The organism is Rhodococcus sp. RS1C4 (assembly GCF_002258225.1).
GTDB lineage: Bacteria > Actinomycetota > Actinomycetes > Mycobacteriales > Mycobacteriaceae > Rhodococcoides > Rhodococcoides fascians_E.
This window is the reverse complement of the sequence record NZ_NOXZ01000011.1, coordinates 20,776-36,680: the sequence shown is the minus strand read 5'-3', so window position 1 is coordinate 36,680 and position 15,905 is coordinate 20,776. Positions and strand designations below refer to the sequence as shown.

At 63.4% G+C, this 15,905-nt stretch carries 16 protein-coding genes; 10 read left to right on the top strand and 6 right to left on the bottom strand.

Going from position 1 to position 15,905, the window contains the following annotated elements; all coding sequences use genetic code 11:
* Positions 1–99 precede the first annotated feature (99 nt).
* Both CH289_RS03725 and CH289_RS03720 read left to right on the top strand, forming a co-directional pair.
* Positions 100–714 carry an SACE_7040 family transcriptional regulator gene (locus CH289_RS03725; protein WP_020113273.1) on the top strand — a complete coding sequence of 205 codons (615 nt, stop codon included), beginning with the start codon at positions 100–102 and terminating at the stop codon, positions 712–714.
* 76 nt (positions 715–790) lie between these two features.
* Positions 791–1,573 (top strand): IclR family transcriptional regulator, encoded by a 783-nt coding sequence (locus tag CH289_RS03720; RefSeq protein WP_020113274.1) that lies wholly within the window; start codon positions 791–793, stop codon positions 1,571–1,573.
* Here CH289_RS03720 and CH289_RS03715 read toward each other — a convergent pair.
* From CH289_RS03715 to CH289_RS03695, 5 genes are all read right to left on the bottom strand, one after another.
* A complete protein-coding gene (locus CH289_RS03715; RefSeq protein WP_019667754.1) occupies positions 1,561–2,550 on the bottom strand; it encodes a 2-hydroxyacid dehydrogenase in 990 nt (329 codons plus the stop codon). The two genes, CH289_RS03720 and CH289_RS03715, sit on opposite strands and share 13 nt — an antisense overlap.
* Positions 2,547–3,500 carry a beta/alpha barrel domain-containing protein gene (locus CH289_RS03710; protein ID WP_019667753.1) on the bottom strand — a complete coding sequence of 318 codons (954 nt, stop codon included), beginning with the start codon at positions 3,498–3,500 and terminating at the stop codon, positions 2,547–2,549. Before CH289_RS03710 ends, CH289_RS03715 begins: the two co-directional genes overlap by 4 nt.
* On the bottom strand, positions 3,500–4,705 hold the full coding sequence (locus tag CH289_RS03705) for a CaiB/BaiF CoA transferase family protein (RefSeq protein ID WP_094727424.1): 1,206 nt from the start codon (positions 4,703–4,705) through the stop codon (positions 3,500–3,502). The genes CH289_RS03710 and CH289_RS03705 overlap by 1 nt, the downstream gene beginning before the upstream one ends.
* 68 nt (positions 4,706–4,773) lie before the next feature.
* A complete protein-coding gene (locus CH289_RS03700) occupies positions 4,774–6,234 on the bottom strand; it encodes a GntP family permease (protein ID WP_094727284.1) in 1,461 nt (486 codons plus the stop codon).
* 264 nt (positions 6,235–6,498) lie between these two features.
* Positions 6,499–6,978 (bottom strand): hypothetical protein, encoded by a 480-nt coding sequence (locus CH289_RS03695; protein WP_094727282.1) that lies wholly within the window; start codon positions 6,976–6,978, stop codon positions 6,499–6,501.
* Between CH289_RS03695 and CH289_RS27930 the strand changes: the two genes are divergently transcribed.
* On the top strand, positions 6,971–7,189 hold the full coding sequence (locus tag CH289_RS27930; protein WP_143545034.1) for a GTP-binding protein: 219 nt from the start codon (positions 6,971–6,973) through the stop codon (positions 7,187–7,189). The genes CH289_RS03695 and CH289_RS27930 overlap by 8 nt on opposite strands.
* Here CH289_RS27930 and CH289_RS03690 read toward each other — a convergent pair.
* Positions 7,143–8,690 (bottom strand): acyl-CoA synthetase, encoded by a 1,548-nt coding sequence (locus tag CH289_RS03690; RefSeq protein ID WP_037139147.1) that lies wholly within the window; start codon positions 8,688–8,690, stop codon positions 7,143–7,145. The genes CH289_RS27930 and CH289_RS03690 overlap by 47 nt on opposite strands.
* A 207-nt stretch (positions 8,691–8,897) precedes the next feature.
* On the opposite strand from CH289_RS03690, the gene CH289_RS03685 reads away from it, so the two are divergent.
* The 7 genes from CH289_RS03685 (at position 8,898) to CH289_RS03655 (ending at position 15,888) form a co-directional block, all read left to right on the top strand.
* Positions 8,898–10,295: a 4-hydroxyphenylacetate 3-hydroxylase N-terminal domain-containing protein gene (locus CH289_RS03685; RefSeq protein ID WP_019667747.1), complete on the top strand. Its 1,398-nt coding sequence runs from the start codon at positions 8,898–8,900 to the stop codon at positions 10,293–10,295.
* Between the two features lie 29 nt (positions 10,296–10,324).
* Complete coding sequence (locus CH289_RS03680; protein WP_020113278.1) at positions 10,325–11,515, top strand: thiolase family protein; 1,191 nt, start codon at positions 10,325–10,327, stop codon at positions 11,513–11,515.
* 12 nt (positions 11,516–11,527) lie between these two features.
* Positions 11,528–12,358 carry an SDR family oxidoreductase gene (locus tag CH289_RS03675; protein ID WP_033188746.1) on the top strand — a complete coding sequence of 277 codons (831 nt, stop codon included), beginning with the start codon at positions 11,528–11,530 and terminating at the stop codon, positions 12,356–12,358.
* A gap of 103 nt (positions 12,359–12,461) precedes the next feature.
* The gene (locus CH289_RS03670; protein WP_037181196.1) at positions 12,462–13,223 is read left to right on the top strand and encodes a 3-hydroxyacyl-CoA dehydrogenase; all 762 of its coding nucleotides are present in this window, start codon (positions 12,462–12,464) and stop codon (positions 13,221–13,223) included.
* Complete coding sequence (locus CH289_RS03665; RefSeq protein ID WP_033188745.1) at positions 13,220–13,993, top strand: enoyl-CoA hydratase/isomerase family protein; 774 nt, start codon at positions 13,220–13,222, stop codon at positions 13,991–13,993. Before CH289_RS03670 ends, CH289_RS03665 begins: the two co-directional genes overlap by 4 nt.
* A gap of 111 nt (positions 13,994–14,104) precedes the next feature.
* Positions 14,105–14,971 (top strand): TetR family transcriptional regulator, encoded by an 867-nt coding sequence (locus CH289_RS03660; RefSeq protein WP_037181198.1) that lies wholly within the window; start codon positions 14,105–14,107, stop codon positions 14,969–14,971.
* A gap of 38 nt (positions 14,972–15,009) precedes the next feature.
* Entirely contained in the window at positions 15,010–15,888 is an 879-nt protein-coding gene (locus CH289_RS03655; protein WP_037181199.1) for a sulfurtransferase, read from the top strand.
* Positions 15,889–15,905: the final 17 nt, after the last annotated feature.

Genomic DNA, 15,905 nt, shown 5'->3' with positions numbered 1-15,905 from the left:
GTCCGATCCTGCGAAACGAATAGTTTCAGTTAACTAGAAATAACTGAACTTATAGTAAACTAGAATTAACCGAGTTGTCCAGGATGGGGAGGGGAATCGATGGCCGAACAGACCGTGGAAGGCGAGCCCAAGCCGGAAACGCTGCGCGAGCGCCGCAAGGCGGAACGGCGTGCGCAGCTACTCTCCGCGGCGGCCGAACTGTTCGCCGACCGCGGTTTCGCATCCGTGCGGCTCGAAGATCTGGGCGCTGCAGTGGGTGTCAGTGGGCCGGCCGTCTACCGGCACTTTCCCAACAAGGAGTCCGTTCTCGTGGAACTTCTCGTCGGAATTTCGGAGTACCTACTCGACGGTGGACGGCGAGTAGCAGAGCGCGAGCCTGCAGGTCGTACCGTGCTGGACGACCTGATCGAGTTCCACCTCGACTTCGCCTTCGAATCCCCGGCGCTCATTCGAATCCAGGACCGCGACCTGCAGAATTTGCCGGACGCAGCCCGGCGAAAGGTGCGCCGGATGCAGCGCGAATACGTTGAGCTATGGGTTGCCCAACTGAGGGCTCACGACACGAACCTCAGCGAAAGCGATGCTCGCACAAAAGCGCACGCGGTGTTCGGTTTGATCAACTCGACTCCCTACAGCGCCGGGCGCACTAGGTCCAAGAATGTCCGCCCGTTGCTGCGGGAGATGACCACCGGTGCGCTGGGGATCGATGCATGATGCTCGCCAGAATGCGGGCCGCTTCTCCGGTTCGGATGTGTCGGACCGTAGCGGCATATCGGGATACATTTGAGTCGTGAGCACGGACAACTCTTCGGGATCCAAGCAGCAGCCCTTGCTCGTTCTGGGCAAGATCACCGAGATCCTCGACGCCTTCTCCTTCGATCGTCCGTCGTTGACACTGGGTGAAATCCAGCACTCCACCGGTCTTCCGACGTCGACGGTTCAGCGGCTGGTCACCAACCTGGTGCAACAGGGTTTTCTCGATCGAAGCGGCGACCGGATTCGGATCGGCGTGCGAATGTCCTACTGGGCCGCGACTGCCGCCAAGGACCTCGACGTGTTGTCCATCGTGACCCCGATCCTGAAGAACTTGCGGGACGAGACCACCGAGACGACGTGCTTTTTTCGAGCGGAACAGAACTATCGAGTGTGTGTCGCGTTGGCGGAGACGCGGCATCCCCTCCGGCGCGACATGTACGTGGGCAAGATCGCTCCGTTGAACGCGGGTTCTGCGGGGCGAGTGCTGCTTGCGTACGACGACGACTTGGCGGAAGAGATTCTGGCACAGGAACTTCAGCCGGTGACGGACCGAACGGTGACCGATACCGACATTCTTCGGGAACTGCTGCGGAAAACCAGATCCGACGGTTACGCCATCACGACGGGCGAGCGGGACACAGGAGCATCCGGATTGTCGGCCCCGGTGTTCAATTCCGCGGCCGACGTCATCGGCGCCGTGTTGATCAGTGGCCCGACGCTCCGGATGCCTCTCTCGAAATGCGAGGAGTGGGTGGATCTGCTGGTCTCGCACGCCGAGCAGATCACCCGAACTCTCGGTGGTCGCTACCCGGCGTGAGTCCACGCTTCGGGGTTGACCGGGTGCGGAGGAAGGGAACCTCCGAACATTGCGGCGGCGTTCTCGGCGCACAATCTGGCCATCTCCGACCGCACCGACACCGTCGCGCTGCCCACATGCGGGAGTAGCACAGCGTTCGGGAGCTCCGCGAGACCCGGCGCAAGTGCAGGCTCGCGTTCGAACACGTCCAGTCCTGCAGCGGCGATCGTTCGGTGTCCGAGTGCCTCCACGAGCGCGGCCTCGTCCACGACGGGTCCGCGCGCTGTGTTGATCAGAATCGCCGAGTCCTTCATCGCCTTCATCACGTCGGCGTCGACGAGGTGATGCGTCGCGTCGTTCAGCGGAACGTGAAGGGACAGAAAGTCACTTGTCGTCACCAGCTCGTCCCACGTCACGTGCTCGACGCGCCCGGCGAATTCACCGAGTTCGGCGTCGCTGACGTCTCGATCCGACGGTGGACGCGGGCAGAACTTGACCTGCATACCGAAACCGAGTGCACGCCGCGCCGTCGCGCGCGCAATCCGGCCGAAACCGGCGAGGCCGAGAACCCGCCCGGACACGTCCGTGCCGAGCATGAACTCGGGTGCCCAGCCGGTGAAGCCTCCGGATCGCACGAGGCTGTCCGCCTCCACCGCGCGGCGTGCCGTCGACAGCATGAGCAGCAACGCGATGTCTGCCGTCGAGTCTGTCAGCACACCAGGGGTGTTTCCGACGGTGATGCCGCGCGCGGTTGCCGCTGCCACGTCGATGTTGTCGAATCCGACTGCGTAATTGGATATTCCGGTGAGCTTGGCCGATTCCAGCAACTCGGCGTCGAATTTGTCGCGAAGTTGGGACACGACGACCGAATACTCACCCGACGCACATCGTTCGACGAGGCCCGCGTGATCGAGCGCGAGCACCTCGACCTCACCGGCTGCAGCCAGGATGTCCATGCCGGGAGCCGGGATGGGGGTCGTGACCAGAATCTTGCTCATATGACCCACTCGAATGCGTTGGCGGATCCGGTGCCCTCGGTGCGGGTGCCGCGACTCGAGCGTGCACCCTGAACGGTCTTGGACCGCATGGGTTCACCGAGCTCGGCAAGCAGTTTCTCCGATAGTTCGACCATGGTGGCGAGTTTATCGGGGTCGAACCAGTCCGGACGAGTGGCGAAGAGGATGTCCTCGGTCGAGGTGTTTCCGCTCGCACCGGGAGCGAACGGGCAACCCCCGAGACCGCCGAGGGACCCGTCGACCAGAGTGGCACCTGCAGTGATCGCGGCGAGCGTGTTCGCAACCCCGAGGCCCCACGTGTCGTGACCGTGATAGACGATGCGTCGCTGCGGGGACTCGGCAGCAACTCGCTGAACGAGCGATGTCACCTGAGCGGGAACGGCCTGTCCGAGAGTGTCACAGATGACGATGTCGACCGATCCGGCCGTTCTGTCGTCGTTGGCGATGGACAGTACGCGATCCTCGGGAACGTGGCCGTCGAACGGGCAGGTGAACGACGTGGCGATGCACAGTTCGATCTTGCCCCCGACCGACTCGGCGATCGCGGTGGCGTCGGGCATCGCGGCGATCGAGGTCTCCGTCGAACGGCCGATGTTGGCCTGATTGTGTGCATCCGACGCCGACAGACAGTACTGAAAATTACGTGCACCGGCCGCTGCGGCCTTCTCGACGTGGCGCGGCGTGGCGACCCACACCCAGCACCGCTCGAGCTCTTCCGGTGTCAGTTCGCCGATCAGCTCGAGTGTTCCCGCCATCGGGGGAACCTTGTCCGGTCTGGCGAGCGAGCCCAACTCGATCTCGGGCACACCGAGAGCGATGAGCTGTCGGGTGATGTCGAGCTTGCGTTCGACGGAGAGCAACTTGCCCGTCAGCTGGAGTCCGTCGCGCAACGTGACGTCGCGCAAGTGCGCTGTGGGAGTGAACGTGTACATCAGGCGCCTATCTCTTCGGATTCTCTACCCAGGAGGTTCTTCAGTACTTCTGCTGTGTGTTCGCCCAGCTCGGGGCCGACGGATCGGATCGGTAGCGACGTGTCGCCGATGACGGGAACGATGCCCACGAAACCGACGTCCGCCGGTTCACTGTCACCGGTGTCGACCTGAAAGTTCTGAATCATGTCGCGCGCGTTGTACTGCGCGTCTGCCACCACGTCGGCGGCAGTGTAGATCGGGCCGGACGGAACACCGGCAGCATCGAGGAGCTTCAGGGCGTCGTCACGAGAATGCAACCCGGTCCACGCACTGATCGCGGCGTCGAGCTCGTCGCGACGCTTCCATCTGCCGGCATTGGACTGGAGGTCGGGATCTGCGCCCAGGTCGGGTCGCTCGATGGTCTCCATGTAGCGCTGGAAGATCGCATCGCCGTTACCCGCGATGATGATGGAGTGACCGTCGTTGCACGGGTAGGCGTTCGACGGTGCGATGCCCTCCATGCGGCCTCCGACGCGTTCGCGTTCGACGCCGTAGGCAAGATAGTCCGGAATCAGGGATTCCATCATCGACAGGATGGATTCGTTCAGGGCCACGTCGATGGACCGTTGTGTCAGAGACAGAGTGGATTTCGCGGTCTGCCGTTGGAACAGGGCCATGACGCATCCGAACGCCGCGTAGAGACCTGCGATCGAATCGCCGATCGAGACTCCGACGCGCACCGGTGGTCGGTCGGGATCGCCGACGAGGTTGCGGAAACCCCCGTATGCCTCGGCAACTGCGGCGAATCCGGGACGCTCGGACATGGGTCCGGTCTGTCCGAATGCGGAGATCCTGGTGATGATGAGGTCGGGATTCTTGCGGCTGAGAACTTCCGGCGAGATTCCCCATTTTTCGAGCGTCCCTGGGCGGAAGTTCTCCAGAACGATGTCGCATTTCTCGGCGAGGTCGATGACGTCCTGCCGGCCCTGGTCGGTTCGAAGATCGAGAACGATGGACTTCTTGTTGCGATTGATCGTGCGGTAGAGCATCGAGGTGGTGCCGGAGTACAGACGCCAGTTGCGGAGTTCGTCGCCGGTGCCCGGTCGCTCGACCTTGATCACCTCGGCGCCGAAATCGGCCAGCATACGGGCAGCAGTCGGTGCGGCGATGTAGTTACCGAGCTCGAGTACCCGTACTCCGCTCAGTGGTAGGGCTTGGTCGGTCATGGTGTTCCTTTCGGTACTCGGCACTGCATTCTGGTCGTGTGCACGGTCCGTGCGGCTCGAGTCGGGTGTCACAGGACGAGGCTCATCGGCATGATCAGCAGGATGGCGATCACGGAGGCGACGGACACGCCGACCGAGCACGTCTTGAGCGTTCCGCGGGTGGTCTGGCCCATCAGTGACTGCAGTAGCCAGAAGGTGTTGCTCGTGACGTGAACCGCGAACAGTGAACCGGCGCCTGCCGCAAGAGCGATGAAGACGGGGTCCAGTCCGATCAGCGGCGCGACAGGGGCCAGGATTCCGGCCGAGGTGATGGCGGAGATCGTGACGGAGCCGACGGCGATGTGCAGTGCGGCAGCGATGACCCACACCATCAACAACGGCGCTGCGGTGCTCGCGGTGAAGTACTGCCCCAGAATCTCACCGAGTCCTGCCTCGTTGATGACTGCCGCCAACGATCCGCCGACACCGGTGAGGATGAGGATCTGCCCACTCTCGGCGAATCCTCGTGCCAACGCCTTCTCGACGCGCTTCTGTCCGACGTGGTACCGGCCGATCAGGCATGTACCGACGAGACCGAACAGCAGAGCGATGACCGGGCTCGCCACGAACTCCACGATAGGCTGGGAAAGTTCGGCGACCTCGAAGACCGCGCCGGTGGCGATCAGGAAGAGCGAGAGCAGCAGGGGGGAGAGCAACACGATGAGGCGGGTCTGCTTCTCCTCACGCACCTTCTCGGCGACACCGACCGCGCCCGAGCCACCGTTTCCGGACGCACCGTCGTTCGACGTACCGCTGACGGAACGTCCTGCAGCGGGCGTTCCGCCCAGCTCTTCGTTCGTGTCCGCACCGTCGATGGGCCCGACCGTCTCGTCGATGACCGCGACCTGCTCCTCGTCCTTCTCCTCGTTCCACCAACCGTGACGGAAGACGAACGACATGATCGCGACCGAGAGCACGACGACGGGGACGATGAGGATGAGTCCGTAGATCATCATCTTGCCGAGCGGCACACCGAGTAGGCCCGCAAGAGCCAGGGCGGCAACACCGGGAACCATGAACACGATGCCGCACTCGAGTGCGATGGCCAGCGCCGTGGCCATGCGGGCGGTGCCGTACTTACCGATCTTGGGTCCGAGGTTCCGGGCGAGTGGTGCAGAGATGACGAGCAGAACGTCCAGGAAGATGGATTGAAGTACGGTCGCGATCGTCAGCGACAACGCGTACGGCATCCGTTTCGGGCCGAAGGTGCGCAGCAGTGTGCCCACCAGCCGTTGAATGGCGTTCATCTCCTGGAGCACGGAGCCCATGAGAACGCCGAATGCAATGAGCAGGCCGACTTCGGCCATGATTTCGCCGAAACCGCCGGCAATGGTGTCGACCGTCTTCTCGACGCCCAGCTTGGTGGCGAGGCCGAGGTAGGCGGCACCGAGGACGAGCGAAACGACGGGGTTGAAACGTAAGCGCACGATGAAGATAACGACCGCCAGCACTGCTATGGCGGTGTTGATCACGATCCACATGTCGGACATCGGTTGGTCTTCCCACGAGTTGTGAGTGGCGTCATGGAGGAAACTTGGCTGTGACGCGCCACACTGTCACCCACATTATGGGCATATATTTACTTCGTGAGCAAGCTTGGATTCGGCGGAGTTTGCAACACTCCCGGGGTGCGCTGGTAAGAGTCCAGAAGTGGTGCAGATATCGGCCGTGTGGGAGGAGCCCGCCATCGCTCGCAGGCGCCTTCGATGTGAGGGGGTTGCCGGCTCACCCGTTCGGTGCCCGTTGTAGCTGTTTCAGGGGGTCGACGTGGTGCTCGATTCGGTTGAAACGTCTGCACGCTCGCGTTGCCGAACGAGAACGATGACCGCACCGACGATGCCGAGCGCACCGGCGGTCGCGAAGGCGCTGCCGTAGTGGTCGCCCGCGACGATGATGCCGGTGACGGTCGGGACGGCGGTGAACAAAGACATGTCACGGAGGCTGACGCCTTGCGCGTCGACGAGATGGTCGGGGAACCACGTCATGAAGAAGAACAGGATGTAGTTGTAGCAGAACAGGGACAACGCGATTGCGAGCACGGAGGGCTGAACCACTGCCCGCCAGGCCGAGTGGCTCGCACCGGCAATTTCCTGCGCAGTGCGCTGCTCGGTGCCGGCGTCCTTCGTGATCAATGCGAGCTCGGCGGCGTCGACCTGTGAACTGTCGCGCGGAACGTCCGTCGATGCGAGTTTCCATGCGATCGCCCACGTGAGACCGACGAAGGCGATGACCAAGACGAAATTCGTCGAGCTCAGCTACGGGTGCACCTGCTGCACACTGCGGGAGGATCTCGTCGAGACCGTCGGAGCGCCGGCCCTCGAGCGCAAGTGGAGGTCCTGCCGCATCGGTGAATCCCAGGGCAACGAACTTCCCGTTTTCGGGCGGTCCGATGTAGTGGTCATCCAAGTACGACGCTGTCGTACTTGCCCTTCAGGCGTCCCTTGACGAGCTTGCCCGTCGGTGTGCGCGGGAGGTCCGAAGTGAATACGATGTGACGCGGAACTTTGTAGCTTGCCAACGATTTTCGTGCTTCACTCAGGATCGACTCGGCCAGATCGTCGGAAGATTCGACACCCGGCAGCAACTGCACGACGGCGAGCACCTGCTCGCCCATTTCCGGATCGGGTACGCCGATCACAGCAACATCGAGGATGCTCGGATGCGAGGCCAGGACGTTCTCGATCTCCTGCGGATAGATGTTCACCCCACCGGAGATGATCATGAACGTTGCACGATCGGTGAGGAACAGATAGCGATCCTCGTCGAGGTAGCCGACATCCCCTGTTGTGGACCAGTTCTCGTGCAGTGGGTGCTGTGCGCTCTTCGTCTTGGCCGGGTCGTTGTGATAGGCGAACGGCATGACGTCTCGTTCGAAATAGACGTCGCCGATTTCACCGGGAGGCACGACCTCGCCGTCAGGACCACAGATGCGCACTGTGCCCAGAAACCCGTCCTTACCGACCGAACCCGGCTTCTTCAGCCACTCCGCGGATGTGATGCTCGTCAATCCGGCCAGTTCGGTGGAGGAGTAGTACTCGACGAGAATCGGCCCCCACCACTCGATCATGGCGCGTTTGACGTCGACTGGGCACGGCGCCGCTGCATGGATCGCCACCCGCAGCGTCGACAAGTCGTACTTCGCTCGGACCTCGTCGGGGAGTTTCAGCATACGAACGAACATCGTCGGCACCCACTGACTGTGCGTGACAGCGAACTTCTCGATGTAGGACAGTGCGCGCTCGGCATCGAACTTCCCCATCACGACGACCGTTCCGCCGAGAGCCTGTACCGCCGCGGCGGTGCGAAGGGGAGCAGCGTGGTAGAGAGGGGCCGGCGAGAGATAGACCGTCGACGAATCCACACTCCAGATCGTCGACGCCAACGCAGCCATCGTGTCTCCGGGTTCTTCGATCTGCCGATTCGGAAGTGACGGCTCGATCCCCTTGGGCTTGCCCGTGGTTCCGGAGGAGTACAGCATGTCCGCGCCGCGCGGCTGATCGGCCAAGGGTTCGTCCGACAGGTCGCCGATCGCGTCGTCGAGGTCGTCGAACCCCGGAACCGGACCCCCGAAGGCCAAGCGGATGTCCACGCCGTCGACCAAGTCGGCAACCTTCGTGGCAGTGTCCCCGAGCGCAGCGGAGGTGATGACAGCGCGGGCTCCGCAGTCGTCGACTATGTACGCCATCTCGGCGGGGGTGAGATGACGGTTGACGGCAGTGATGTACAGACCTGACCGGAGCGCAGCCCAATACACTTCGAACACCCTGACCGTGTTGTCGCTGACGAGCGCAATGTGGTCGCCTACGCGAAGTCCGGCGTCGCGCAGATAGCGAGCAATGCGGACGGACTGGGATTCCAGTTCGGCAAACGTCACTGTCTCACCGGTTTCGGCCATGACTACAGCAGCTTTGCTCGGGTGGGTCGCAACGTGGGCCCCGGGATACATGGCATGCCTTTCGCTGAACAGAGAACGTTCGATCGATGCAACCGTATCAACGATCGGGGTCGCACTCCGCGAGTATCAAGGTCGAGGTTTGGAATTCAGACGTTGACACATAAATGCACCGCTGACAAACTAAACAAAAGTCGAACGATTGAACGGTCTGTCGTACCGTTGTAGTCGTGTGCAAGTCACTTCCGAGAGGTTCGTCAGATGGGCATTCGCACAGCACGCCAGTACCGAGAGGGGCTGCGAGACGGCCGTAACGTCGTGTACCAGGGCCAGAAGGTCGACGACGTCACGGCGTTCTCCGAGTTCGACACGGCGATCTCTCACTCGGGGCTTGCGTACGACATCGCGGAACTCGAACCCGATCTGGCCATCGCCGACGATGGACAGGGTCCGTACACCGCGTTCTATCGAGTACCACGTACCGCCGAGGACATCGAGCGTCGCGGGCGGCTGATCGAAAGTGTGTGCAAACTCGGCACTGGCACGATCGTCTTGAAGGAGGTCGGTAGCGACGCACTGTTCGGTCTCCTGCGGGCTCTGTCCGGGGAGGGATTGGAGAACGCCAAGGCGTTCTACGAGCATTGCTGCGCGAACGACGTCGCGATCGCGGTCGCACAGACCGACGTCAAGGGCGACCGGATGCTCGCACCACATCAGCAGGCCGATCCCGATCTGTACCTGCACATCGTCGACGAGGACGCCGAGACGATCACGGTTCGTGGCGCGAAGGTGCACACCTCCTTCTCCGCGAACGCAGACGAAATCCTGGTCCTGCCCACGCGCGCAATGGGTCCCGCGGACGCGGACTATGCACTCAGCTTCGCTGTGCCGGTGGACACACCCGGGCTCACCCTGTACGTCTCGCCCTACCTGCACGGAGACAGGGACGAGTTCACCCACCCGCTCTCCTCCAAGCACAAGCTCCTGGAGAGCCTGACCGTCTTCGACGACGTTCGGGTCCCGAAGAACCGCGTGTTCCTCGCTCGGCAACCCGAACTGGCAGGTCCGCTTGCGATCGCATTCGTCGACTACCACCGGTACACCGCCATCAATTACAAGTTGCCTCTGCTCGACCTGCTCGTCGGATCGGCGACGATGGTCGCCGAGGCCAACGGAATCTCCAAGGCCGGTCACGTGAAAAGCAAGTTGACCGAGCTGATTTCGTACACAGAAACCGTTCGTGGCTTCGGCCAACTCGCCGCGATCCGGTCGACACAGGGCGACAACGGCGTTCAGCTGCCCGACCCTCTCGCTGTGAACATGGCCAAGTATCACTTCGCACATGGATTCCATGCGGCGACCGCAGCGGTTCTCGACCTCGCAGGCGGACTGGTGGCCACCGGTCCCGGCGCGGGCGATTGGGCGGACCCCGACACCCGTAAGGTCCTCGAGAAGTACTTTGCGGCAGCGGTTCCGGCCGAGCAAAGACTTCGGCTGATCAATCTGATCGGCGATCTCTGCACCGGCAGCTGGGGTGGGTACCAGTCGGTGCTCGCTACCCATGCAGAAGGTTCGGCCGAGGCCGAAAAGATGCAGATTGCACGGTCCTTCGACGCATCCAGAGCTCGGGGCTACGTGTCCGAGCTTCTCGGCTTCTGATATTCGATCAACTCCAGCGAGGAATTCCCATGAGCACAGCAGTCATCGTCGATGTCATCCGCACACCGTCGGGCAAGGGCAAGCCCGGCGGTTCGCTGTCATCGGTACACCCGGCCACCCTTCTCGCCGATCTGTTGGCGGAGCTGGTTCGCAAGCACGATCTCGACCCGGCTCTCGTCGACGACGTCATCGCCGGCTGCGTCACCCAGTCCGGCGAGCAGGCCGTGAACATCGCTCGTACCGCTGTTCTTGCTGCCGGATTTCCCGAATCCGTACCGGCCACCACCATCGATCGCCAGTGCGGTTCCAGCCAGCAGGCCGCAGCATTCGCAGCTCAAGGCGTCGCCGCGGGTGCGTACGACATCGTCATCGCCTGCGGTGTGGAGTCGATGAGCCGAGCTCCGATGTTCTCGAACGTCGGGGGCGCCGATCCCAACGTGGGACCGTTGAAGGCGCGATTCCCCGAGGGGCTCGTGTCACAGGGCATCGGAGCCGAACTGATCGCAGCACGGTGGAAGTTCGGTCGTGAGGAACTGGACGCGTACGCAGCCCGCTCGCATCGGCTCGCGTCGCAGGCAGCCGAGCGCCTGCAGGCAGACCAGATCGTGCCTGTCAGGACCACGGACGCATCAGGAAACGACGTATTGGTGAGCGTCGACGAGACCGTCCGATCGTCCACTACCGCAGAGTCGTTGGCATCGCTTCGTCCGGTGTTCCGCACCGACGAGATGTCCGCCCGGTTCCCGGAGATCGACTGGTCGATCACCGCCGGAAACTCCTCGCCACTGACCGACGGCGCGTCGGCGGCCCTCATCATGAGCGAGGAGAAGGCGTCGGCGCTCGGGTTGACCCCCCGCGCTCGGTTCCACAGCTTCAGCGTCGCAGGTAGTGATCCGCTCCTGATGCTGACCGGTCCGATTCCGGCAACCGAGAAGATTCTCGCCAAGTCGGGTCTGACGCTCGACCGGATCGACGCGTACGAGGTCAACGAAGCGTTCGCGCCGGTTCCGTTGCTGTGGCAGAGCCACTTCGACACCGACCCCGAGCGCTTGAACCCCGCAGGCGGCGCGATCGCGCTCGGGCATCCCCTCGGAGCGTCCGGCGGTCGACTTCTGGCCTCGATGCTGACCTACCTGGAGCACACGGGCGGTCGGTACGGCCTGCAGACCATGTGCGAAGGCGGCGGCATGGCCAACGCGACGATCATCGAACGAATCTGACGGAGGAACATCATGAGCGACCTACGCTTCGACGGACTCACCGCGGTGATGTCCGGTGGCAGCCGAGGAATCGGCTTGGCCATCGCCACACAGCTGGCGAAGGGTGGTGCCAACCTGGTCCTGCTGGCCAAGACCGACAACCCGGACCCCCGGCTTCCCGGGACCATTCACTCCGCCGTCGAACAGATCGAGGCCGCAGGCGGGAAGGCCGTCGGAGTCGTCGGAGACGTGCGCATCGACGCCGACGTTCAGCGAGCTGCCCAGACCGCGATGGACACGTTCGGCGGAATCGATTTCTGCATCAACAATGCGAGCGTGCTGAATCTCGCGAAGACAGAGGACCTGCCGCTCAAACGGTTCGACCTCATTCAGCAGGTCAACGTGCGCGGGACGTTTGCGCTGACGCAGGCGTGCCTTCCGCACCTGAAGAAGTCCGATTCCGCGCAGGTTCTGACGCTGTCTCCACCGATGAACATGTCGAACGAATGGTTGGGCAAACATCCCGGGTACATGCTCGGAAAATACGGAATGACCCTGCTTGCACTCGGTTTCGCCGCCGAGTTCGCCGAGTTCGGTATTGCAAGCAACTGCCTGTGGCCCGAGACCACGATCGCAACCGCTGCCGTCAAGAACCTGCTGGGCGGAGAAGAAGGCACTTCGCACGCGCGCGATCCGCAGATCATGGCGGATGCAGCGGCGCTGCTGCTGGCCCACCGCCCGAGCCGCCGAACGGGACGAACGACCATCGATGTCGACGTGCTGGCCGAGGCCGGAGTCACGGACCTGCAGCAGTACGGGGGAGTCGAACCACTCGACTACGACATCTTCGTCGATCCACGCTGACATCGCCGCGGTCCGACCGGACTGCTTCCCCCGCCCGTGCACGATCCGAACCAGTACTCATGACGGAACACACTCGTCGTGGACACAGAACAGGAGCTTTTCGTTGAAGACCGACAACATCACCGCATTGGTCACGGGAGGTGCGTCCGGTCTCGGACTGGCCACCACCGAGGCGCTCGTGGCTGCAGGAGCTCAAGTGGGCATCCTCGACCTGCCGGGATCACCCGGTGAGGCCGTCGCGCAAGCACACGCGGGTTCCGTCACGTTCCTTCCCGGAGACGTGACTTCGACCGAGGACGTGTCGCAGGCACTGGACGTACTGTCGGAGCAGGGACCGCTCCGAGTCGTGGTGAACTGCGCAGGCGTCGGCCCTCCCGGAAAGGTCCTCGGCAAGAACGGCCCGCTTCCCCTCGAGGACTTCGAACGTATCGTTCGGATCAACCTGTTCGGCACGTTCAACGTCATTCGCCTTGCAGCAGAGAGGATTGCGGCCACCGACAGTGTCGACGGCGAGCGCGGCGTCATCGTGAACACTGCGTCCGTGGCGGCGTTCGACGGCCAGATCGGTCAGCCTGCCTACGCGGCATCCAAGGGCGGCATCGTGTCGATGGCTCTCCCCATCGCCCGTGAGCTCGCGCGTCACCAGATCCGTGTCGCGACCATCGCACCGGGAATCTTCGACACACCTCTGCTGAAGACGCTGCCGGAAGACGCACGGGCATCTCTCGGCGCGCAGGTGCCACACCCGTCGCGGTTGGGTGACCCGGACGAGTTCGGCGCGCTCGTACGGCACATCGTCGAGAACCCGATGCTGAACGGTGAGGTCATCCGATTGGACGGCGCCATCCGTATGGCACCACGATGACCGACGCGATCGTCGACGAGCCGGTGATTTACTCGACAGACGGCGCGCTTGCTCGCATCCGTCTCTCGCGCGGCGCCGCGTCCAACTCCATCGATACGGATCTGGCCGAGGCGTTCGAACGAGCAGTCGAGAATGTCGCCGCGGACCCGTCGGTCCGCGTGGTCCTGCTGAGCGGAGACGGCAAGAACTTCTGCGCCGGTGGCGACGTACGGCAGATGGCGGCGGCGGAGGACACTCCCGGATTTCTACGCGATCTGGCCGGTGTGGTTCACCGGGCACTGGCGAAGCTCGACACGCTGCCGGTCATCGTCGTTGCTGCCGTGCAGGGTTCGGCCGCGGGTGCAGGGCTCGGCCTCGTTCTCGCTTCCGATTTCGTCGTCGCCGGGCCGTCGAGCAAGTTCGCCGCGGCGTACTCGGGCGTGGGTCTGTCTCCGGATTGCGGAGTGTCCGCGCTGCTGCCGGCGGTCGTGGGCGCACGCAATGCCGCTCGGATGTTGCTGACATCCCGCGTCGTCTCCGCCCAGGAAGCGCTCGACACGGGCCTGATCACCGACCTCGTGGACGATTCCGACATCACCACCCGCGCAGAAGAACTGGCGGCAACCCTCGTTGCCGGCGCCCATCCGGCACTCGGTGAAACACGGCGGCTGATGCGCAAGGCAATGACGTCGTCGTATCAGGAGCATCTGGACGACGAAGCCGAGACGATCGCCAGGGTCGGTACGTCCGACGATGCCCAAGGCCGTATCGGCCGTTTCGCCGGCAGATGATCGATCCGGCACGGTGCGGGGTGCCAGAACGAGGGGATCAACCGCAGAACAGGTGGACCCGGCACCGCTGTTCAGTGCTGGTGAACGGCAGTCGGTTGGTAGGCTGAACGCATGACCAGTGCAGAATCGTCGACCAGTCCCGGCGCGTATGTCGGTGCCCGGGTCAGGGACATGCGTACTCAGCAGGGGATATCCCTCCGGGAGCTGGCGCGCCGGCTGGACCTGAGCCCGGCTACCATCACGGCTCTCGAGACCGGTCGAACCACGATGAGCATCGATCGTTTGCACGCTATCGCGACTGTCCTCGACATCGCGCCCGGCGATCTGTTCACGGGCGCCCCAGCAGCGTCCGGCAGCGCGAACTCGAACGCTGCTGGAGATCGGCCCCCGAACTGGCGTGAGTACGGTGAGCTCGACATGGACGTCGTGCTGCGAGCTGCGGTGGCGTGCATCGTGCGGAAGGGATACGAGGGCTCTTCCATTCGCGACATAGCCGAGGAAGCGAGCTCGAGTGTATCCGCTCTCTACCACTATTACCCGAGTAAACAGGCAATGCTCGTAGCCATCTTCGAGCTCACGATGACCGACCTCCTACGTCGTGTTACCGCCGCCCGTGACGAGGTGGAAGGAGATTCTCCGATCAGTCGATTCGCCCGGCTGATCGAGAGCCTGACGCTCTATCACAGTTACCGCAAGGAGCTCGGATTCATCGGGTCCAGTGAAATGCGTAGTCTCGAGGACTCCAATTACTCGCGCATCGCAGCCAAACGCGTCGAGGTCCAGCGCATGGTGGATGCCGAGGTCTACGCGGGGGTGGAGCAGGGGTTGTTCGGCACCACAAGGCCGCGTGAGGCCGCACGCGCCGTCGTGGCGATGTGCGTCGCCGTGGCCCAGTGGTTCGACACCGCGCGCAACGAGCGACCGGAGGACGTCGCAGCCGCATACATCGAGTTCGCATTGGACCTGGTCAAGCACTGATCGAAAGGTCTTAGTCTCACCAACCATAGGACAGAAAGATGACTTCGCAGACATCCCGCAGTTCGGTGCTCGTCAGCGTCGAGGAACTCGGTCGTGCCGCGTCTGCGGACGGACTCGTCGTGGTTCTCGACGTGCGGTGGGCACTCGGACGAAGCGACGGCCACGAGCTGTACCGGCAGTCGCACATACCGGGCGCAGTCTACGTGGACCTGGACACCGAACTCGCCGGGAACGCGGGGCCGGAAGCAGGGCGGCACCCGTTGCCGGACATCGCCGATCTTCAGGCGTCCGCCCGTCGGTGGGGATTGGACAACGGAGACGACGTCGTCGTGTACGACGCGGGTCCGAGTACGTCGGCGGCGCGGGCGTGGTGGCTACTGAGGTGGGCCGGAATCGCGAACGTGCGGATCCTCGACGGCGGTTTCGCTGCGTGGACCCGATCGCATCGTCCAGTCGAATCGGGCGAGGCATCGGTCGAATCCGGCAACGTGACGCTGAGTGCAGGCGGCCTCACAACGGTGGACGCCGATGGCGCGGCACGGTTCGCCGAGTCGGGCCGACTTGTGGACGCACGCGCAGCCGAACGCTTTCGAGGCGAGGTCGAACCGGTGGATCCGAAGGCCGGTCACATTCCAGGCGCGAAGAATTTCCCGACCAGCGCTCTGCTGGCGGAGGACGGGACATTTCTTGCCGACGACGAGCTTCGATCGGCGCTGACCGACCACGTGGGGGACGGCACCGACGTTGCCGCTGTGTACTGCGGATCTGGAGTCACCGCCGCTCATGTGATCGCGGGCTTGAACATTCTGGGCATGGAGGCGGCCCTGTACCCGGGTTCGTGGTCCCAGTGGTCGAACGACTCGACCCGATCTGTCGCGATCGGACCGGCGTCGGCCGCCGAATTGCGTCGCGAGTGAGTGCACCGCCGACGCGC

Bases quoted from the DNA above. Each gene is read 5' to 3' on its own strand.
- CH289_RS03725 (WP_020113273.1), top strand. From the start codon at position 100: ATGGCCGAACAGACCGTGGAAGGCGAGCCCAAGCCGGAAACGCTGCGC.
- CH289_RS03715 (WP_019667754.1), bottom strand. From the start codon at position 2,550: ATGAGCAAGATTCTGGTCACGACCCCCATCCCGGCTCCCGGCATGGAC.
- CH289_RS03710 (WP_019667753.1), bottom strand. From the start codon at position 3,500: ATGTACACGTTCACTCCCACAGCGCACTTGCGCGACGTCACGTTGCGC.
- CH289_RS03705 (WP_094727424.1), bottom strand. From the start codon at position 4,705: ATGACCGACCAAGCCCTACCACTGAGCGGAGTACGGGTACTCGAGCTC.
- CH289_RS03700 (WP_094727284.1), bottom strand. From the start codon at position 6,234: ATGTCCGACATGTGGATCGTGATCAACACCGCCATAGCAGTGCTGGCG.
- CH289_RS27930 (WP_143545034.1), top strand. From the start codon at position 6,971: ATGACCAAGACGAAATTCGTCGAGCTCAGCTACGGGTGCACCTGCTGC.
- CH289_RS03690 (WP_037139147.1), bottom strand. From the start codon at position 8,690: ATGTATCCCGGGGCCCACGTTGCGACCCACCCGAGCAAAGCTGCTGTA.
- CH289_RS03685 (WP_019667747.1), top strand. From the start codon at position 8,898: ATGGGCATTCGCACAGCACGCCAGTACCGAGAGGGGCTGCGAGACGGC.
- CH289_RS03680 (WP_020113278.1), top strand. From the start codon at position 10,325: ATGAGCACAGCAGTCATCGTCGATGTCATCCGCACACCGTCGGGCAAG.
- CH289_RS03675 (WP_033188746.1), top strand. From the start codon at position 11,528: ATGAGCGACCTACGCTTCGACGGACTCACCGCGGTGATGTCCGGTGGC.
- CH289_RS03665 (WP_033188745.1), top strand. From the start codon at position 13,220: ATGACCGACGCGATCGTCGACGAGCCGGTGATTTACTCGACAGACGGC.
- CH289_RS03660 (WP_037181198.1), top strand. From the start codon at position 14,105: ATGACCAGTGCAGAATCGTCGACCAGTCCCGGCGCGTATGTCGGTGCC.
- CH289_RS03655 (WP_037181199.1), top strand. From the start codon at position 15,010: ATGACTTCGCAGACATCCCGCAGTTCGGTGCTCGTCAGCGTCGAGGAA.